Here is an 18492-nt window from a genome sequence, read left to right as displayed (position 1 = left end):
CACGTCGCGCCAGTCAGAGGCCGTTGCAACGGCCCATAATCACAGACTCGGAGAGAACCCCTAGGAGGAGTAGATCCAACGATGAAAATACTTGCAAAGTTCCTGGCCGCAGCCTTCGCCCTTGCCTGTTCGGCGGTGGCTGCGCATGCGCAATATCCCGAGCGTCCGATCACGCTCGTGATCCCGTATGGCGCTGGCGGCGCGACCGACATTGCGGGCCGCAACCTGGCCTCGGTCACCCCGAAATATGTGCCGCAGCCGGTCCTGCCCGTTAACCGCACCGGCGCCGGCGGCGTTACGGGCACGGCCTCGGTCGCCAACGCCGAGCCGGATGGTTACACGATGATGGTCGCGCGCGTCGGCTCGCACACCGTCAACCCGGCGATGAAGGCCACGCTGCCCTACAGCATAGAAGACTTCGACTACATCGGCGTTTTCGAGATCAATCCGGTGGTCTGCGCCGTCTCGGCCGAATCCGACATCGAGTCGATGGATGACCTGGTCTCCAGGATCAAGGAGAACCCGGGCTCCGTCAGCTACAGCTCGTCCGGCGTCGGTTCGCTGCTTCACCTTTCCTCCCCCTTGGTGATTGATGCCTATGGCGTGGAAAAAGCCAACGAGGCGCTCATCCATCTGCCCTTCCGCGGCGGCGGCGCGGCGGCAACCGCCGTAATCACCGGTAACGCAGACTTCATCTGCACGAACTCCTCGGCACTTGCCGGTCACATCAAGAACGGCGTGCTGCGCCCGCTGCTGGTGACCACCGAAGAGCCGGTTCCGGGCATTGATGCCCCCACGGTAAACGAACTCGGCCACCCGGAACTGAACGCGCTCGTCGGCTGGAGCGGCATTGCCGGGCCGAAGGGGCTGCCTGAAGAGGTCAAGACCAAATGGGGCGAATGGCTTCAGAAGGTTGGCGAGGACGAGGACTTCCTGAAGAAGGCGCGCGACCTCGGCTCGGTCCCGGTTCAGATGTCGGTTCAGGAGTCCATCGACTTCATCAATAACCAGTACGAGGTCTTCCGCGAACTGGTCGTCAAACTCGGCATGGAAGTCGAGTAAGCGTTGCGCATGCATCGCGTTTGAAAAGGCTGGAGTCATTCGATGACATATCGCGATCTCTGGCTTGGTGCAGGGCTGGCCGTGCTGTCGGCCCTGCTCTATCTGGTCGTCATTCCCGCCGGCATCACGATCCCCTCCGGCGTGCGCTCACCAGTGATGTCACCGGCCTTCTGGCCGAACATCATCGCGCTGTTTCTGCTGGCCATGTCGGCGCTCCTGTTCGTGCGCGCGGCAATCGCCTGGAATAGAGGCGAAATCGTCCCGCACAAGTCCGCCGATGTCGATGAGGAAGAGAAGCAGGCCGGCTGGAATGGTCAGATCCGGGCGATTGCGGTGATCGCCATCATGTTCATCTACTACTGGCTGATCATCAAGATCGGCCTTGTTCCCGCCTCGATGGTCACATTGCTGGCTGTCGGACTGACCGCGGCACGGCCCAAAATCTGGCTGTTGATCATCGCGACACCGGTGCTGCCGATGCTGCTTTATCTATTCTTCTACAAGGTCGCCAATGTCCCGATCCCCGGCGGTGAATGGCTGATGTTCCCATGAGCACGATTGACGCCCTCCTCCAGGCAATTGGCCTGCTTGCCAACGTTACGAACATCATGGCGCTTGCCGGCGGCGTCGCCATTGGCGTGGTCGTGGGCGCGGTTCCCGGCATGAGCGCGACCATGGCCGTCGCCCTGGCGCTGCCGTTTACCTTCGCATTGGACCCGATCGTCGGCATCCTGTTGCTTCTGGGGGTCTACAAGGGCGGTATCTTCGGCGGCTCGATCCCCGCCATTCTCATCAAGGCACCCGGCACGCCCGCCTCCAGTTGCACCGTGCTGGACGGCTATCCGATGTCGCAGAAGGGCGAAGCGGGCAAGGCGCTGCAAACCGCCTTGTATACCTCGGCCATCGCGGATTTCGTCTCGAACCTCTCGCTGATCGTCTTCGCCAGTTGGCTCGCCGCGCTGGCGATGAATTTCGGACCGCCCGAATACTTTACGCTGATGCTGTTCTCACTCACGGTCATCGCGGGCGTGTCCGGGGACTCGCTGCTCAAGGGCATGATCTCCGCCGGGCTGGGGCTGCTGCTCGCCACGGTTGGGCTTGATCTCGTCTACGGCACGGACCGCTTCATCTTCGGCGAAACCAACCTGATGAGCGGGCTGAACTTCATCCCGGTGCTGATCGGCCTGTTCGCCATCCCCGAGGTGATCGTCTACGCGCAGCGCTCGGTGCTGAGCGACGGCAAGGTCATGTCGCTCGGCAAGGCGGGGCTGAAGTTCGCCGAGTTCCGCCGCATCCTGAAGACCATCTTCAAGAGCAGCGGCATCGGCGTGATCATGGGCGCGATCCCCGGCATCGGCGGCGCGCCGGCGGCTTTTGTCGCCTACTCCGAAGCGCGCCGGACCTCCCCGAACCGAACCAATTTCGGCAAGGGCGAGATCGAAGGCGTGGCCGCGTCCGAAGCCGGCAACAATGGCGTTGCAGGCGCAACCCTGATCCCGCTGCTGGCGCTCGGTATCCCGGGGGACGTCATCACAGCCGTGATTCTCGGCGCGTTCATGGTACACGGACTGCAACCCGGCCCCATCCTGTTCCAGACGAACGCGGTGCTGATCTATGCATTGTTCGTCGGCATCATGCTCAGTTCGATCTTCCTGCTGATCTTCGGTTCGATCGCGATCCGCATGTTCCGGCGCATCGCCGAAGTCCCGAAATCTGTCCTGATGCCGTCGGTTCTCGTGCTGTGCGCCTACGGCAGCTTCGCGATCAACAACTCGCTGTTCGATGTCCTGGTGATGATGTGCGTGGGCATCCTCGGCTATTTCATGTGGCTGACGAACATTCCGGCCGCGCCGTTCCTGATCGCCTTCATTCTCGGACCGCAGGTCGAGGACAACTTCCGTCAGTCGATGCTGATGTCCCAGACCAATATCGAGATCTTCTTCCGCAGCACCATCACGTGGGTGTTCTGGGGGTTGACCGTACTCAGCATTGCGCTGGCGGCATTCCGCGGCTGGCAGGACCGGATCGCGCTTAAACGCGAGGCCGAGGAGGCTGCAAAAGCCTCGGAGGCACTGGAACACAAATAGCCGGCCTGCGCTATCCTCAGGCCGCCGCGGCGACGCGCGGCGGCCATTTTTTTGGTTTGATATTTCAATAATTCATGTACTATATACTCTATGGATGACAGGAAAGCGGTGCAGGCGCTCGCGGCGCTTGGGAATCAACATCGCCTGCGGATTTTTCGCAATCTGGTGAAAGCGGGGCCGACCGGAATGCGGGCAGGCGAACTGGCCGAGCGGCTCGGCATCGGCGCGACCAGCCTCTCGTTCCATCTGAAGGAGCTGGACCGCGCAGGCCTGCTGGTTTCAACCCGTCAGGGCCGGAACATTATCTACGCGGTACACATCGACGGAATGCGCGACCTGCTCGCCTTCCTCACGGAAGATTGCTGCCAAGGCCGTCCCGAACTCTGCGGTGATCTGGCGACGGCGGCCCGGCTTTGTCCAACTCCGCCAGAGGCCCCCGATGATTGACGCGCCATTGAACGTCCTCTTCCTCTGCACACAGAACTCCGCGCGCTCGGTAATCGCCGAATGCATCCTCAACAGGCTCGGCGCCGGCCGCTTCCGCGCCCACAGCGCCGGCAGCCGCCCGCGCGGCGAAATCCACCCATTTGCCCGCGACATGCTCGCGGAGCTCGGTTACGACGTCAGCGGCCTCCGCTCGAAGTCGTGGGATGAATTCGCCGCGCCGGACGCGCCCAATCTCGACTTCGTTTTCACCGTCTGTGACAGCGCCGCCGCCGAGCCGTGCCCGATCTGGCCCGGGCAGCCAATCACCGCGCATTGGGGCATCCCCGACCCCGCCGCCGCGACCGGCACGGATGCCGAGCGCCGTCTCGCCTTCGCCGATGCGCACCGGATGCTCTATCAGCGCATCAGCATCTTTACGAACCTGCCGCTGGATTCGCTCGACAAGCTGAGCCTCCAGCAACGCGTGGACCAGATTGGCAGAACCGCACGCGACGCCTCCATGCAGAAGACGCAACAGACATGAGCGCAATCGCACAGTCTCGGCCCCGACTCGGCTTCCTCGATCGCTTCCTCACGCTCTGGATCTTCGCCGCGATGGCGCTGGGCATTGCGCTGGGAAGCGCGCTCCCCTGGCTCCCGCCGCTTCTCGACAGCGCCTCGGTCGGCACGACGAACATTCCGATTGCCGTCGGTCTGATCCTGATGATGTATCCGCCGCTGGCAAAGGTCCGCTATGAAGAACTGCCCCGCGTATTCTCGGATTGGCGTGTGCTGTTGCTCTCGCTCGTTCAGAACTGGCTGATCGGGCCGGTACTGATGTTCGCGCTGGCCGTTCTGTTCCTCGCGGATTACCCGGCCTACATGACCGGCGTCATCCTCATCGGACTGGCACGCTGCATCGCGATGGTGCTCGTGTGGAACAAGCTGGCGCACGGGAGCAACGAGTACGTCGCCGGGCTGGTGGCGTTCAACAGCATCTTCCAGCTTCTGTTCTTCCCGGTGTATGCGTGGCTGTTCCTGACGATCCTGCCCCCGCTCGTGGGCCTTGAGGGTCAGGTGATCGACGTCCAGTTTGCCACCATCGCCGAGGCGGTGGGGATTTATCTCGGCATACCGTTCGCCGCCGGCGTGATCTCGCGCTATGGTCTGATCCGGCTGAAAGGCGAGACCTGGTTCAACACCGCGTTCGCTCCGCGCATCGGCAAGATCACGCTGATCGCGCTTCTGTTCACCATCGTGGCGATGTTCTCGCTCAAGGGCGGGATGGTCCTGAAATTGCCGATCGATGTGCTACGCATCGCGGTGCCGCTGGCGATCTACTTCTTCATCATGTTCCTGATCTCGTTCGCGATGGGCAAGGTGATCGAAGCGGATTACCCACGTACCGTTTCCATCGCCTTCACGGCCGCGAGCAACAATTTCGAGCTGGCGATCGCCGTCGCCGTCGCGACGTTTGGGCTGGCCTCCCCTGTGGCCTTCGCAACCGTGATAGGCCCACTCGTCGAGGTACCCGTCCTGATTACGCTGGTGAGCGTCGCGCTCTGGTTCGGGCGGCGTTACTTCCCGCGGACCTTGCCGGCAGATGCACGCGCCTCTTGACGGCTCCGCCGGCGGACAAGAAGTGTTGGAAAACTGGGCGCGGCTGCCCACAGGCGCGCGCTCGCGCGCTAGAATGCGCGCCGATCGGGCAACACTGACGCATGAGGTTCGCAGTATGAGCTACATGGAGCCGAAGCCGGTCAACGAAGACCTGACCGCGCGCGCCGTGGTTGACAGCAACGAGCTGGAATGGCTGGCATCGCCGGAAGACGGCGTGGAGCGCCGCCCGCTTGAGCGCGACGGCGGCGAGGTCGCGCGCGCCACGAGCATCGTGCGCTATGCCGCGGACAGCAGCTTTTCAGAGCACACGCACGGGGGCGGCGAGGAGTTCTTTGTCCTGAGCGGGACCTTCTGCGACGAAACGGGCGAGTTCCCCGCCGGCAGCTATGTGCGCAATCCGCCGGGGTCGAGCCACAAGCCGTTTTCGCGCGAGGGCTGCACAATCCTCGTTAAGCTGCGGCAGATGCGCGACGACGATACGCAGCGGGTGGTCGTTGACTCGAACCAGGCCGAATGGCAGGCGGGCGAGACGCCGGCGCATCATATCATTCCGCTGTTCGAGGGACCGGATGAGCGCGTCACGCTCGAAAAGCTGGATCCCGGCGGCTCCATCGAGCCGGCCGAAATGGAAGGCGGGGACGAGATCTTCGTTATCGCCGGCAGCTTTCAGGACGAAAACGGGACCTATGGCAAGGGCACCTGGGTCCGCAATCCGGCCGGGACTCGCCACGGCATCGAAAGCCCCGAAGGCTGTCTGCTCTGGATCAAGCGCGGGCACCTGCCGCGCCGCTAGCTGACGGCGCGGACCGCGCTTTCCCGTGGCGCGCAGGTTGAGTTGCGCAGCATCAACTCTGACGGCAAGAGCACCTGCGGCGGCTCGGGTGAGCGGCCGTCAATGAGCGCGGCAATCATGTCCGCTGCGCCGCGTCCGATTCGCTTCGCCGGCAGCCGCACCGTGGTCAGCCCCGGTTCGATCTCCGCGGAGCCCTTGAAATCCCCGATCCCCACGATCGAGAGGTCGCGCGGCAGTTCGAGCCCGAGAGCCTGCCCCGCATAAATCGCGCCGTGGGCAATGATATCATTGCCGCAGATCAGCGCAGTCGGCGGGTTCGGCGCATCGAAAATCGCCTTCACTTTCGCCTTGGCCTCGGTGATGTTGTACGAGCAGTCGATGATCCGGTGGTCCGGGATGTCAATCCCGGCCTTTTCCGCCTCGTCGCGGACGGCATTCATACGGTCGCGCGCCCTGTCGTTGATGTTCACGTCGGGGAACATCAGCGCAATATCCCGATGGCCAAGGTCCAGCAAATGCCTTGCGGCGGTACGCCCCGCCTGGTCGTTTTCGGTGCCGATACAGGGAATGTCGGAGTCGGCGCGGTAATTCCACATGGACAGGAACGCCGTGCCCTGGCCTTTTAGCATCTTGAAGATTTCCGCGTCGTGATCGAAACCGACGAGCGCCACACCGTCCACGCGGTGCTCCAGCAGCGAGCGCAACAGTTCGACTTCCACATTCAGATCATAGCCGTGCGCGGCAATGAGCAAAGTGCGCTCGGAAGCGCGCAAGCGCGTGGCAAACGCCTGAATCACCTCCGCGAAGATGGCATTGTCGATGGTCGGCACGATCAGCCCCACCGCACCGGAGCGCCGGTTCTGCAGCGCGCCGGCGGCCCGATTGCGGATATAGCCGAGTTCGGCGGCGGCCCGCTCGATCCGCTCGCGCGTCGGCGGCCGGACCACCGACGGCGAGTTGTAGAAGCGCGAAACCGTCGCCGGCGAGACCCCCGCCGCCCGCGCCACCTGGACGATGCCTGGCGCCGTGCGTTTCGACTTCTTCCTCATGCGCTCGTTTGTATCGGATATGAAAACATTTGCAAACAAATTTTCATCTGCTACGCTAAATCGTCATAAGGCCGGGCTAAACCGGCCAGCGGAGGAAACGTCAAGGGCTGACATATGGAATTCGTCAATTATTTTGGCGCGGTGTTCGAGCCCGTCGCCTTCATGCTCCTGCTCGGCGGTACGATAGGCGGGCTCATCCTGGGCGCAACGCCGGGGCTTTCTCCGACAATGGCGGTCGCCCTCCTGATTCCGTTTACCTTTCATCTCACGCCCGTGCAAGGTCTTATTCTGCTTGGCGCAGCCTATACTGCGACAGTCGCGGGCGGAGCCGTTAGTGCAATACTTCTGAAAATTCCCGGTGCGCCGGCGAATATCGCGACCGCTCTTGATGGCTTTGAAATGGCCAAGAAGGGCGAGGGCGCGCGCGCCTTGCAGATGTCGTTTCTGGCCTCAGGGGTCGGCGGCATCGTTGGCGTTATGCTATTGATTTTTCTTACCCCAGTCTTGGCGCAGTGGGCGCTTGCTTTCGGGCCTTCGCATCTTTTCTGGCTCGCCATTCTCGGTGTCACGGTGATCGGCTCACTGGACACCAAATCGACCATCAAGGGCCTGCTTTCCGGCGCGCTGGGCATATGGCTTTCCACGATCGGCTACGACGATATCCAGGGCGCGCAGCGCTTCGTCTTTCACGACGCGCTGACGGGCGGAATCAACATCATCGCCGCGCTGATCGGCCTGTTCGCTATCCCGCAGGTCCTGGAAATGCTGACGCAGGGCCGCACGCCGCGGAAGATTTCCGTGATTGAAGTGCGTCCGAACAAGGTGTTGCACTCCGTGCGCGAGATGTTCTCCAACCTCAAACCGCTGGGGCTGGGAACTGTTTTCGGCTCCATCATCGGGCTGATCCCGGGCGTCGGCGGCCAGATCGCGGGGCTTGTGGCGTACGACCAGTCCAAAAAGTGGTCGTCTCGGCCCGAGAAATATGGCACCGGCCATCCCGAGGGCGTGGTCGCCGCGGAGTCGGCCAACAACGCGATGGTCGGCCCCTCGCTGGTGCCTCTGCTGACGCTCGCCATTCCAGGCAGTCCAACGGCGGCGGTGCTCCTCGGCGGGCTGCTGATCCACGGCATCTTTCCAGGGCCGATGCTGTTCACGAACTACCCCGATGTCGCCTGGACCTTCATCAACTCCATGCTGATCGGCCAGATCCTGATGGTGCTCTTCGGGCTGTACGTCGCCAGCCTGGCCGCGCGTGTGGCGCGCATCCCGACGCCGATTCTGGCCTCGGCGGTCCTGATCCTGGCCGTGTTCGGCTCCTACTCCGTCCAGCAGTCCATGGGCGATGTCTATGTTATGCTGGCCCTTGGCGTGGGTATGTATTTCCTTGAGCGGTTCGGCTTTTCCGCCGCACCACTGGTGCTCGGCCTGATCCTCGGGCCGATCGCGGAGAACAACTTCCTCCAGGGCAGCATGATCGCGGATGCCACGGTCGGCCGCACCCACTACTTCCTGAGCGGAACACTGAACCTCGTGTTGATTGGCCTGGTGATTGCATCCGTCGCCTTCAGCTTCTGGTCAACCATGGGACCGCGCGCGCGCCGCGCGCGCACGGCGGAGGTACAGACATGAGCCAGATGTCGACCGCGAAACGCCTCCAGCACCTGGCACCGAATGTCATCGTCACGGCGCTGGCGGCGATCGTCACCTGGATCAGCTTCACGCAGGAGCCCGCCGGGGCCTACCTGTTCCCACGCCTGATCTCCGTGTTCATGCTGGTGCTGGCGCTCTGGAGCCTGGCGCGCGCCGTGCTTGGCATCTCGCGTGTCGGCACGGGCCTGAGCGCGGAGACCGCGCTCAACCTTGCTCCCGGGGTGGCGCTGATCCTGATCTACGTGTTCTGGGCGGCGAAGACGCTGGGCTTCTACACGGCCTCGACAGCCGCATTCCTTCTGCTATTCACGATCTACGACCCGACCCCGATCACCAGTGTCCGGGGCTGGATCAAGCGGATCGTGATCTCGGCCGCCTTCATGGCGGTCATCTATGCCCTCTTCACGCTTCTGCTCAAGGTACAGATGCCCCGAGGGCTCTATCTCTAAACCACCAGTACAACAGCAACCCAACTAGGGAGAGACGACCCATGAGAAGACTCCTAGCGACCCTCGCGACCGCCTCTGCGGCCGCACTCATGGCATTGCTGCCTCTGTCGGCCTCCGCCCAGGACTATCCCGAACGGCCCGTCTCGCTGATGGTCGCCTATGGCGCAGGCGGCGCCACCGACTTCCAGGCGCGCATCGTGACCATGGTCTCGGCGAACGAGGACTTCCTTGGTCAGCCGACCGTGATCGTGAACAAGCCCGGCGCTGGCGGCCGCGTGGGCTGGAACTGGATGGCCACCGAGGCCGAGCCGACTGGCTACCAGCTCGGCGCCTACAACGTGCCGCACTTCATCGCGCAGTCCATCAAGGGTGGCGTGAAATACTCGATCGACAGCTTCGAGCCGATCGCCAACTGGGGCGCTGACCCGGCGGTCGTGGTCGTGGGCGCCGACAGCGAGTTCGACGACATGACCGAACTCGTGGACTACATGAAGGAGAACCCCGGCAAGCTAACGGTTTCCGGTGCGGGGCTGTTCGTCGGCCACCACATCGCTGCGCTTCAGATTGAAGATGCCACGGGCGCTGACATGGCCTACATCCCGAACGACCAGGGTGGCGCGGCCGCGATGAAGGCCGTGATCGCCGGTGACGTGATGGCCGGCATCAACAACCTGTCCGACGCCTACCGCGCCCGCGAAGCCGGCCAGGTCAAGATCCTGGGCGTCGCCGACGTGCAGCGGAACGAGAAGTTCCTGCCCGACGTTCCGACCCTGATGGAGCAGGGCATTGAAGTTGATGACTCCTCGGTGAACTTCCGCGGCATCATGGTGCCAAAGGGCACGCCGCAGGACCGCATCGACTTCCTCGCCGCGCGCATCCCGGAAATGTTCAAGCATCCGCGGGTGCAGAAGCGTATGGAAGCCGGTGGCTCCCCGTTGCGCATCATGAGCCGCGCCGAGGTCCAGGAGATGTGGCAGAAGCGCCAGACCTATCTGGAGGACCTGCTGGCGGGCCTGTAAACCTGACAACCAGATCCGCAGACGGGGCCAATGCCCCGTCTGCATCCCGATGCACCTGTGAATGGTTGATTCCAATGACTGCCCAGACCGCACTGCACCAGACGGACACCACCTCCGAGGAAATCCGCGCCGTTGATGAAACGGTGGCGCGCGCCCGCGCCGCTCAGGCCCGCTTTTCGGCGAAGCCGACGCAAGCGCGATATGATCGCGCCGCGCTCGCCGTCGGTTGGGCCATCATGGAACCGGCGCGAAATCGCGAGATGGCCGAGCTGGCCGTCGCGACGACCGGTCTCGGCAATGTCGAGGACAAGGTCGCCAAGAACCACCGCAAGACGCTAGGCCTGCTGCGCGATATCCGCGAGGCCAAAAGCTGTGGAATCGTCCGAGAGGTTCCCGAGCTGGGCCTGACCGAGATCGCGCGACCCGTGGGCGTGGTCGGTGCCGTGACGCCTTCGACCAATCCCGTCGCGACGCCGGCGAACAACATCATCAATGCGCTCAAATGCGGCAACGCCATCATCCTCTCGCCTTCGCCCGCGGGCGCTCAGGCCTGTGAGCGGCTGATCGGCTACATCCACGCCGAGTTTGCCAAGATCGGCGAGGACCCGGATCTCGTGCAAATGGTCCCGGCGCCGCCGTCCAAGGTCAAGACCCAGAGGCTGATGGAAACGGTCGATCTGATCATCGTCACCGGCAGTCAGGACAACGTGCGCCGCGCCTACACCTCCGGTACGCCCGCGATCGGCGTAGGCACCGGCAATGCGACAGTCATCGTCGACGAAACCGCTGACATAGAGGAGGCGGCCAAACGCATCGCAGCTTCAAAGACTTTCGACTACGCCACCTCGTGCTCTTCGGAAAACGCTGTGATCGTCCTCGACGCGGTCCGCGACGCGTTCCTGAAAGCCGCGTACGCGGCCGGCGGCCGGCTGCTTGATGCGGCGCAGACGCAAAAGGTCAAGGAAGCCCTCTGGCAGAACGGCAAGCTCAGCCGCGAAATGATCGCGAAGGACGCCGCTACCGTGATGCGCGTGGCGGGCATCGAGGTCCCGGAGCCAGAAACGGCGCGCTTTTTCCTCGCGCCCGCCGATGCCATCGGGCCGGAAGAGCCGCTTTCGGGCGAAAAGCTCTCGCTGATTACCGCGCTCTACACCGCCAGGGATTTCGCTGACGCCAAGGACAAGGCATGGCGCATCCTCCTGCATCAGGGCGCGGGGCATTCCGTCGGCTTGCACAGCACGCGCGATGACCGCGCCGTCGAGCTTGGCCAGGACCTTCCGACCACGCGCGTCATCCTCAATCAGCCGCACTGCTTCGCCACCGGCGGCTCGTTCGAGAACGGCCTGCACTTCTCCCTCTCCATGGGCTGCGGCACCTGGGGCGGCAACTCGATCGACGACAATCTCCACTACCGGCACTTCCTCAACATCACAAAGGTTGCGCGCCCCATTCCGCCGCGTGCGCCCACGGTGGACGAGATTTTCGCGGACTACTGGGCCGAGGCCGGAAAATGAGCCCGCTTGATGGATTGACATCGGACAACGTTTTCGCGCGGATGAAAACATTTTCGATCCGCGACCTGATCGACGCGCGTGCCGCATATCAGCCGGACAGCACCTATCTGATCGAGCCGGAAAGCGGCGTGGAGATCACCTTCGGGGCGCTGAAGCGACACACCGCCGCGCTGGCCGCGCGGCTCGCCGGTGCGGGAGTGAAGCCCGGCGAAAGTGTCGGCTACGCCATGGCTAACGGTCCCGGCACGGCAATCGCGATCCTGGGGGCGCTGTACGGCGGGTTTCGCGCAACGGCGATCAATCTCGTCGCCGGACAGCAGACGATCTCCTATGTGCTCGACCATTCGGAGTGTCGTCTGGTGCTGGTTTCGCCCGAGCAGCGTGGGCTGGTCGAGTCGGCGCTGAGCGAGACCAGTGCGCCGCGGCTGATGGAGATGAGCGAGACAACACCGCCAGACGGTGTGCCCGCGCCGGCCCCCGAGGCCGCTCTCGGCCCGGACACCGACGGGCTTCTTATGTATACCTCGGGTACAACGGGCAAGCCCAAGGGCTGTCTGCTCAGCCACGCCAACCTCATCTCGGGCGGCGCCTGCGCGACTAACGCGCACCATCTCGGACCGCGTGACCGGGCGCTGTGCGTGCTGCCGCTCTATCATATCAACGGGCTCTGCGTGACCGTCATGGGCCCGCTGGTCTCCGGCGGCTCTGTCGTGATGCCCAAAAGGTTTTCGGCGAGCAAATTCTGGGATCAAATCCGCCAGTACGACTGCACCTGGTTCAGCGTCGTACCGACCCAGATTTCCTACCTGCTGCACGAGAGCCAGGAAGCGAATGGCCCCGAGGAGAAACCGCCGCATCTGCGTTTCGGGCGCTCGGCTTCTGCCCCACTGGCGCCGGAGGTGCAGCGCGCCTTCGAGTCCCGCTTCGGCGTGCCGATCATCGAGACGATGGGCCTCACGGAGACGGCCGCGCAAATCCTCTCCAACCCGTTGCCGCCCGGCACGCGCAAGATCGGCTCGCCCGGCATCCCCTTTGGTTGCGATGTGCGCATTGTTGACGCCGAGATGAACGAGTTGCCACCAGGCGTCGAGGGCGAGGTTGCGGTGCACGGCCCCAGCGTGATGAAGGAGTACTTCAAGAACCCGGAAGCCACGGGCGAATCCCTCACGCCCGACCGCTGGTTCCGCACTGGCGATCTGGGCCGCAAGGATGAGGACGGATATGTCTACATAACCGGGCGCTCGAAAGAACTCATCATCAAGGGCGGCGAAAACATCGCCCCGCGTGAAGTCGACGAGGCGCTTTACGCGCATCCGGCGGTCATCGAGGCGGCGGCCTTTCCGCGCCCCTGCCCGAACTACGGCCAGCGCGTCGAAGCCGGCGTGAAGGTGGAGCCCTCAGCCGGGGTATCCGAAGAAGAGCTTATCGCCATGTGCCGGGAGACACTGGGCGCTTTCAAGGCACCGGACCGGGTGCATTTCCTGCCCGAACTGCCGAAAGGCCCCTCGGGCAAGATCCAGCGGCTCAAGCTGGCGGAAATCACCGAAGCCTGAAGTCAGCGCGACCCGCCCCGGCTGTCGAGACCGAACTCGCGGATCTTGCGATAGAGCGTGGAGCGGCCGATCCCGAGCCGCCGCGCTGCCTCGGTCATGGAACCGCGATAACGCCCGAGGGCGAGGCGGATCATGTCAGCCTCGACCTCTTCCAGCGAGCGTACCTCGCCACGCTCGGTGAGGGCGGGTATGCCGACCGAGACGCCGCCACCTTCGCCAGTGAGTGTGGTCGTCGGCATCCCTTCGACCAACGCCCCGCCGCCCTTTCGCGCAGGCGCCCTGCGCTCCGGTGTTCGCATGCGCTTGGCCGCCACCCGCGGTCGTGCTGCCTGCGGCTCCGGCAGCCCGGCAAGCGCCTGCACGCGCGGGAAATGGCGCGGTGCGAGCTCGCGCTCATCCGCCAGCAGCACCGCGCGCAACATCTCGCGCTCGAGTTCGAACAGATTGCCCGGCCAATCATAACGGCCCAGCAGGTCCACCGCGTCCTGACTGAGCGACTCGATGCGCCGGCCTGTTTCCAGCGCGAAGGCCCGCATGAGCCCGCGCGCCAGCCCGGCGATGTCCTCGCGCCTTCGGCGCAGCGGCGGCAGCCAGATCGGGCAGATGTTCAGGCGATAGAACAAATCCTCGCGGAACGCCCCCGCTTTCACCAGCGCCAGCATGTCCCGGCTGGCCGAGGCCAACAGGCGCACTTCGGGCTTGTTATCGTGAAAGATTTCGCGCGCCGTGCGGTCCGGCTCCTCCATCAAGGTGGCGATGCGCACCTGCGCGCCCGGCGGCAGCACCTCGATCTCGTTGAGAAAAAGACTTCCGCCGCGGGCCTGCCAGTAGAGCCCCTGCCGGCGATCGAACAGCACGGCCTCCGCGTCATTGCCAGCGATGCGGGCGCAATCCACCTCGATGAAGGGGCGCGCGGCCCGGTCGCTGCCCGCGTGGATGGCGCGGGCCATCAGCCGCTTGCCGACCCCAAGCTCTCCTTCGAGAAGAACATGCATCTGCATCCGCGCGGCGCGTTCCCCCAGCGCGACGGCCCTATCCATGTCATCGCCAGCCCCCCTGAGATCATCGAGCCGTATCGCGGCGGCGGAATGGCCCTTGATGCGGCTGAGATCGCTTTGAACATGCGCAACATCATCCACACGCCGGATCGCTGCACAGATCGCTGTGTCCCCCGCCGACATGGGCAGGACCTCGGACGCACCGGCCCGCATGAGTTCAGTGGTCGTTTCCGGATGCTCTTCCTCCACCAGAGCAAGCGCGGGCGGCGCATCGGGCTCCTGCCGCAGGCCCTCCAGCAGCGCGGACACACCCGCCACGGACAGCCCCGGCCCCAAAATCATCAGGGAAAATTCGAGAAGGCGCTCGCGCACCCGCTCCAGAGCCTTGTCGTCCGTTCCCGCCACTTCGGAGGAGAACCCCGCGCGTTCAGCGCACGCCACGAGCGCGGCGACGCGTGCGGCGTCCCCCTCGAAGATCAGCACGTTTTCGCTCATTCACGCATACTCTTGTCGCAAACCGGCCGCGAACGGCCGCCACACCCGTAACCCTCAACTGTCGAAAGGAGGTGTAAAGGAGCGATTTACCCGCACCGGGACGTGACGTCCTTTCTGAGATGCTGCTTAAGTCTGCGTGAACGGATGTGCCAGTTGATGCCGCTGGCCGAGCCTCTTGCGGGCGCGCCCGGCGCAGCGCACATTACAGGTCAGCCCGCGCTGACAACCTTTCCGCGCGTCAAGAACCCTCAGACCGCTTGAAAACAAGGCTTTATCGCTCATGAGAGACTGGTTTGACGCCTTTGCGGCCCATACCGCACCCTTCGACCGCCCGACTCATTCCGCGGACGGCGCCCAGCAGGAGGCGAGCACCACACTCGGTGATCTGCCGCGCTGGGACCTCAGCGCGCTGTATTCCGCGCCTGATCAACAGGATTTGTGGAATGACGTGGCGCGCGCGGAGACCGAAGCGACAGACTTTGCGCGTGACTACCAGGGCAGCATCGAGGCTATTGCTGCGGCGACGGGCGCCGGTACCCGGCTAGCCGAGGCCGTGCGGCGCTACGAGGCACTCAACGATCTGATCGGGCGCATCGCCGCCTACGCGCATCTGAACTATGTGACCGACACCGCCGATCCGGCCCGCGCCAAACTGCTGGGTGATATTCAGGACAAGCTGACCGCCATCACCTCCAAGCTCGTCTTCTTCACGCTTGAACTGAACCAGCTCGACGACGCGACGCTGGAGCGCGCGCTGGGTGACCCGGCGCTCGCGCATTACCGGCCTTGGCTGGAGGACATCCGCAAAGACAAGCCCTACCAGCTCGCCCAGGAACTGGAGCTGCTCTTCCACGACAAGTCGGTCACCAGCCGCAGCGCCTGGAGCCGGCTGTTCAACGAGACGATCTCTGCCCTTCGCTTCGAGGTCGACAGCGAGCAGCTCTCGCTCGAGCCGACACTGACGCTCCTGACCAACCCGGACGAGAGCAAGCGTCGCAAGGCCGCGCACGCGCTTGCCAAGGTCTTCCGTGAGAACAACCGCCTGTTCACCCTCGTGATGAACACACTGGTCAAGGACAAGGAGATTTCCGACCGCTGGCGCGGCTTTGAAGATGTCGCCGCCTCGCGCCACCTGAGCAACCGGGTCGAGCCCGAAGTCGTTGACGCGCTGGTCGAGGCAGTCCGTAGCAGGTATGCCAATCTCTCGCACCGGTACTACCGGATGAAGGCGCGCTGGCTCGGCAAGGATCGGCTGGACTACTGGGACCGCAACGCCCCGCTACCGCACACGCCGGATCGCGTCTACAACTGGGACGAGGCGCGGGACATCGTGCTCGGCGCGTACAACGGGTTTTCGCCGGAATTCGGGGGTATCGCCGAGCAGTTCTTCGACAAGAACTGGATCGACGCGCCGGCCACGCCGAGCAAGGCGCCGGGCGCCTTCTCGCACCCGACCGTGCCGAGCGCGCATCCCTACATCCTGCTGAACTACCTTGGGAAACCGCGTGACGTCATGACGCTGGCACACGAGCTGGGCCACGGCGTGCATCAATGGTTGGCGAACGACCAGGGCGCGCTGATGGCGCGCACGCCGCTGACGCTTGCCGAAACCGCCAGCGTGTTCGGTGAAATGTTGACCTTCCGCGCGCTCCTGGAGCGTACACCGAGCCCCGAAGAGCGCCACGCGCTGCTGGCGCAGAAGGTCGAGGACATGCTCAACACCGTCGTGCGCCAGATCGCATTCTACATCTTCGAGCGCCGCGTGCACACCGAGCGCCGCGAGCACGGCGAACTGACGGCCGAGCGCATCGGCGAGATCTGGATGGAGGTCCAGGGCGAAAGTCTGGGCGACGCCGTTCATCTGGGTGAGGGGTATGAAACGTATTGGTCTTACGTGCCGCATTTCATCGGCATGCCATTCTACGTTTATGCCTATGCGTTCGGAGATTGCCTGGTGAACTCGCTCTATGCCGTCTACGAAAACGCCGATGCCGGCTTCCAGCAGCGCTACATGGACATGCTGCGCGCCGGTGGAACCAAACACCACAGTGAGTTGCTGGCCCCCTTCGGCCTCGACGCCCGCAAGCCCGACTTCTGGGAAATGGGCCTTGGCGTCATCGAAGGCATGATCGACGAGATCGAGAGAACCGAGGCCAGCGTTGGAACCCGTGCATGAGTGACATCGACGAGACCCGTCCGCCCGCCCCGCGCGACGAGGAGGCCAACCGCTTTTCGCGCCGGATGCGCCGCTATGCGCAAGTGAGCACCGGCGTCAGCGGCACCGCCGCGCGTCTGGCGGGCAATGCCCTTTTCGGCTTCAGCCTCGATCGCGACAAGAACGCGCAGCAGCTCGCGAAGGCGCTCGGCGGGATGAAGGGGCCGATCATGAAGGTCGCCCAGCTTCTGTCCACGATCCCGGACGCGCTGCCGCCAGAGTACGCTGCGGAGCTCTCGCAGCTTCAGTCGCAGGCGCCGCCGATGGGCTGGCCGTTCGTCAAGCGGCGGATGGCCGCCGAGCTTGGGCCGGACTGGCAAGAAAGGTTCGCCGAATTTTCGCGCGAGGCGGTCGCCTCGGCCTCGCTCGGGCAGGTGCACAAGGCGCGCTCGCATGAGGGCGAGGCGCTCGCGTGCAAGCTGCAATACCCGGACATGCAGTCATACGTGCAGGCCGACCTCAACCAGTTCCGCTGGCTTTTGCGTATCCACAAGCAGATGGACCCGGCGATCGACACCTCGGAGATCGCCGCAGAGCTGGAAGCCAGGCTCTATGAGGAGCTCGATTACGACCTCGAAGCGCGTCATACCAAGCTCTATGGGCTGATCTTCGACGGTGACGATCTGATCGAGGTGCCGAAGGTCTACGATTCGCTGACGACCAAGCGCCTGCTCAGCCTGAGCTGGATGCAGGGCACGCCCCTCATGCACTACAAGGCCCACCCGCAGGAGGATCGGAACCAGATGGCGCGGGCGATGTTCCGCGCGTGGTGGTATCCGTTCAGCCATTACGGCGCGATCCACGGCGACCCGCATCTGGGCAACTACACGATTTTCGAGCAGGACGGGCGGCCCGCCGGCATCAATCTCCTGGACTACGGCTGCATCCGCACCTTCGCGCCGCGCTTCGTCGAGGGCGTGATCAATCTCTATCGCGGGCTCCTGCACGACGACCGCGACCTGATCGTCCACGCCTACGAAACCTGGGGTTTTGTCGGCCTGTCCTACGAGGTCATCGAAATCCTGAACATCTGGGCGCGGTTCATCTACGGGCCTCTACTGGACGACCGGACCCGCCGCATTGCCGAAGGCGTTTCACCGGGACAGTACGGCCGGCGCGAGGCGTTCACGGTGCACAAGGCGCTGCAAGAGAAAGGACCGGTGCGCGTCCCGCGCGAGTTCGTCTTCATGGACCGCGCGGCGATCGGGCTGGGCGGCGTGTTCCTGCATCTGGACGCGGAGATGAATTTCCACCGTCTCTTCAACGAGACGATTCAGGATTTCGATATCGACGAGGTGGGCGCGCGACAGAAGGAGACGTTCGAGCAGGCAGGCGTGCCGCTGCCGGTGCATGGCGGCGAAGGCACGATGGTCGTCTAGCCCTTCCGGCGATTCGCCGCCGACATATCACCCGAGGAATGCCATTACGAGCGGAGCGACGCACTCCAGTAAAGTGGACCCAGCGGGCTGGATCTACCATGTTTTGAGCATGGCGTGATCGCGCAGTTTGGCGTTGGCAATGGTGATGAGTTTGCGCATGACGGCGGTCAGGGCGATGAGCGG

At 63.9% G+C, this 18492-nt stretch carries 16 protein-coding genes; 14 read left to right on the top strand and 2 right to left on the bottom strand.

Features of this window, described 5'->3' with window-relative positions:
- The first annotated feature begins 81 nt into the window (after nucleotides 1-81).
- From BXY53_RS13705 to BXY53_RS13675, 7 genes are all read left to right on the top strand, one after another.
- On the top strand, nucleotides 82-1062 hold the full coding sequence (locus tag BXY53_RS13705) for a Bug family tripartite tricarboxylate transporter substrate binding protein (protein WP_119062616.1): 981 nt from the start codon (nucleotides 82-84) through the stop codon (nucleotides 1060-1062).
- Nucleotides 1063-1104: 42 nt separating this feature from the next.
- A complete protein-coding gene (locus BXY53_RS13700; RefSeq protein ID WP_119062615.1) occupies nucleotides 1105-1614 on the top strand; it encodes a tripartite tricarboxylate transporter TctB family protein in 510 nt (169 codons plus the stop codon).
- Nucleotides 1611-3149, top strand: a complete 1539-nt coding sequence (locus BXY53_RS13695; protein ID WP_119062614.1) for a tripartite tricarboxylate transporter permease — start codon at nucleotides 1611-1613, stop codon at nucleotides 3147-3149. The genes BXY53_RS13700 and BXY53_RS13695 overlap by 4 nt, the downstream gene beginning before the upstream one ends.
- A 90-nt stretch (nucleotides 3150-3239) precedes the next feature.
- A complete protein-coding gene (locus BXY53_RS13690; RefSeq protein ID WP_119062613.1) occupies nucleotides 3240-3596 on the top strand; it encodes an ArsR/SmtB family transcription factor in 357 nt (118 codons plus the stop codon).
- Nucleotides 3589-4119, top strand: a complete 531-nt coding sequence (locus tag BXY53_RS13685) for an arsenate reductase ArsC (protein ID WP_119062612.1) — start codon at nucleotides 3589-3591, stop codon at nucleotides 4117-4119. Before BXY53_RS13690 ends, BXY53_RS13685 begins: the two co-directional genes overlap by 8 nt.
- The gene (arsB, locus tag BXY53_RS13680) at nucleotides 4116-5195 is read left to right on the top strand and encodes an ACR3 family arsenite efflux transporter (protein ID WP_119062611.1); all 1080 of its coding nucleotides are present in this window, start codon (nucleotides 4116-4118) and stop codon (nucleotides 5193-5195) included. Before BXY53_RS13685 ends, arsB begins: the two co-directional genes overlap by 4 nt.
- A 115-nt stretch (nucleotides 5196-5310) precedes the next feature.
- Nucleotides 5311-5988, top strand: a complete 678-nt coding sequence (locus BXY53_RS13675; RefSeq protein ID WP_119062657.1) for a cupin domain-containing protein — start codon at nucleotides 5311-5313, stop codon at nucleotides 5986-5988.
- On the opposite strand, the gene BXY53_RS13670 is transcribed toward BXY53_RS13675, so the two are convergent.
- Nucleotides 5985-7037: a LacI family DNA-binding transcriptional regulator gene (locus tag BXY53_RS13670; RefSeq protein ID WP_119062656.1), complete on the bottom strand. Its 1053-nt coding sequence runs from the start codon at nucleotides 7035-7037 to the stop codon at nucleotides 5985-5987. The two genes, BXY53_RS13675 and BXY53_RS13670, sit on opposite strands and share 4 nt — an antisense overlap.
- Before the next feature lie 114 nt (nucleotides 7038-7151).
- Between BXY53_RS13670 and BXY53_RS13665 the strand changes: the two genes are divergently transcribed.
- The 5 genes from BXY53_RS13665 to BXY53_RS13645 all read left to right on the top strand — a co-directional run bounded on the left by BXY53_RS13665 (nucleotide 7152) and on the right by BXY53_RS13645 (nucleotide 13222).
- On the top strand, nucleotides 7152-8666 hold the full coding sequence (locus BXY53_RS13665) for a tripartite tricarboxylate transporter permease (RefSeq protein ID WP_119062610.1): 1515 nt from the start codon (nucleotides 7152-7154) through the stop codon (nucleotides 8664-8666).
- Nucleotides 8663-9136: a tripartite tricarboxylate transporter TctB family protein gene (locus BXY53_RS13660; RefSeq protein ID WP_210209251.1), complete on the top strand. Its 474-nt coding sequence runs from the start codon at nucleotides 8663-8665 to the stop codon at nucleotides 9134-9136. Before BXY53_RS13665 ends, BXY53_RS13660 begins: the two co-directional genes overlap by 4 nt.
- A 41-nt stretch (nucleotides 9137-9177) precedes the next feature.
- Nucleotides 9178-10155 carry a tripartite tricarboxylate transporter substrate binding protein gene (locus BXY53_RS13655; RefSeq protein WP_119062609.1) on the top strand — a complete coding sequence of 326 codons (978 nt, stop codon included), beginning with the start codon at nucleotides 9178-9180 and terminating at the stop codon, nucleotides 10153-10155.
- 68 nt (nucleotides 10156-10223) lie between these two features.
- Entirely contained in the window at nucleotides 10224-11669 is a 1446-nt protein-coding gene (gene sauS / locus BXY53_RS13650) for an acylating sulfoacetaldehyde dehydrogenase (protein ID WP_425359191.1), read from the top strand.
- A gap of 41 nt (nucleotides 11670-11710) precedes the next feature.
- Complete coding sequence (locus tag BXY53_RS13645; RefSeq protein ID WP_119062654.1) at nucleotides 11711-13222, top strand: AMP-binding protein; 1512 nt, start codon at nucleotides 11711-11713, stop codon at nucleotides 13220-13222.
- 2 nt (nucleotides 13223-13224) lie between these two features.
- Here the strand turns inward: BXY53_RS13645 and BXY53_RS13640 are convergent, their stop codons facing one another.
- The gene (locus BXY53_RS13640; protein ID WP_119062607.1) at nucleotides 13225-14715 is read right to left on the bottom strand and encodes a sigma-54-dependent transcriptional regulator; all 1491 of its coding nucleotides are present in this window, start codon (nucleotides 14713-14715) and stop codon (nucleotides 13225-13227) included.
- Between the two features lie 280 nt (nucleotides 14716-14995).
- Here BXY53_RS13640 and BXY53_RS13635 point away from each other — a divergent pair, with 280 nt between their 5' ends.
- Both BXY53_RS13635 and BXY53_RS13630 read left to right on the top strand, forming a co-directional pair.
- Nucleotides 14996-16891, top strand: coding sequence for a M3 family oligoendopeptidase (locus BXY53_RS13635; RefSeq protein WP_119062606.1), 1896 nt, complete (start codon nucleotides 14996-14998; stop codon nucleotides 16889-16891).
- A complete protein-coding gene (locus BXY53_RS13630) occupies nucleotides 16888-18309 on the top strand; it encodes an ABC1 kinase family protein (RefSeq protein WP_119062603.1) in 1422 nt (473 codons plus the stop codon). The genes BXY53_RS13635 and BXY53_RS13630 overlap by 4 nt, the downstream gene beginning before the upstream one ends.
- Nucleotides 18310-18492: the final 183 nt, after the last annotated feature.

The sequence above is a fragment of the Dichotomicrobium thermohalophilum genome, from assembly GCF_003550175.1.
GTDB classification, from domain to species: domain Bacteria; phylum Pseudomonadota; class Alphaproteobacteria; order Rhizobiales; family Rhodomicrobiaceae; genus Dichotomicrobium; species Dichotomicrobium thermohalophilum.
This window is presented reverse-complemented; position numbering and strand designations above follow the sequence as displayed.

Bases quoted from the DNA above. Each gene is read 5' to 3' on its own strand.
- BXY53_RS13655 (WP_119062609.1), top strand. From the start codon at position 9,178: ATGAGAAGACTCCTAGCGACCCTCGCGACCGCCTCTGCGGCCGCACTC.
- BXY53_RS13705 (WP_119062616.1), top strand. From the start codon at position 82: ATGAAAATACTTGCAAAGTTCCTGGCCGCAGCCTTCGCCCTTGCCTGT.
- BXY53_RS13685 (WP_119062612.1), top strand. From the start codon at position 3,589: ATGATTGACGCGCCATTGAACGTCCTCTTCCTCTGCACACAGAACTCC.
- BXY53_RS13670 (WP_119062656.1), bottom strand. From the start codon at position 7,037: ATGAGGAAGAAGTCGAAACGCACGGCGCCAGGCATCGTCCAGGTGGCG.
- BXY53_RS13630 (WP_119062603.1), top strand. From the start codon at position 16,888: ATGAGTGACATCGACGAGACCCGTCCGCCCGCCCCGCGCGACGAGGAG.
- BXY53_RS13700 (WP_119062615.1), top strand. From the start codon at position 1,105: ATGACATATCGCGATCTCTGGCTTGGTGCAGGGCTGGCCGTGCTGTCG.
- arsB (WP_119062611.1), top strand. From the start codon at position 4,116: ATGAGCGCAATCGCACAGTCTCGGCCCCGACTCGGCTTCCTCGATCGC.
- BXY53_RS13675 (WP_119062657.1), top strand. From the start codon at position 5,311: ATGAGCTACATGGAGCCGAAGCCGGTCAACGAAGACCTGACCGCGCGC.
- BXY53_RS13695 (WP_119062614.1), top strand. From the start codon at position 1,611: ATGAGCACGATTGACGCCCTCCTCCAGGCAATTGGCCTGCTTGCCAAC.
- BXY53_RS13665 (WP_119062610.1), top strand. From the start codon at position 7,152: ATGGAATTCGTCAATTATTTTGGCGCGGTGTTCGAGCCCGTCGCCTTC.
- BXY53_RS13640 (WP_119062607.1), bottom strand. From the start codon at position 14,715: ATGAGCGAAAACGTGCTGATCTTCGAGGGGGACGCCGCACGCGTCGCC.
- BXY53_RS13690 (WP_119062613.1), top strand. From the start codon at position 3,240: ATGGATGACAGGAAAGCGGTGCAGGCGCTCGCGGCGCTTGGGAATCAA.
- BXY53_RS13635 (WP_119062606.1), top strand. From the start codon at position 14,996: ATGAGAGACTGGTTTGACGCCTTTGCGGCCCATACCGCACCCTTCGAC.
- BXY53_RS13660 (WP_210209251.1), top strand. From the start codon at position 8,663: ATGAGCCAGATGTCGACCGCGAAACGCCTCCAGCACCTGGCACCGAAT.
- BXY53_RS13645 (WP_119062654.1), top strand. From the start codon at position 11,711: ATGAAAACATTTTCGATCCGCGACCTGATCGACGCGCGTGCCGCATAT.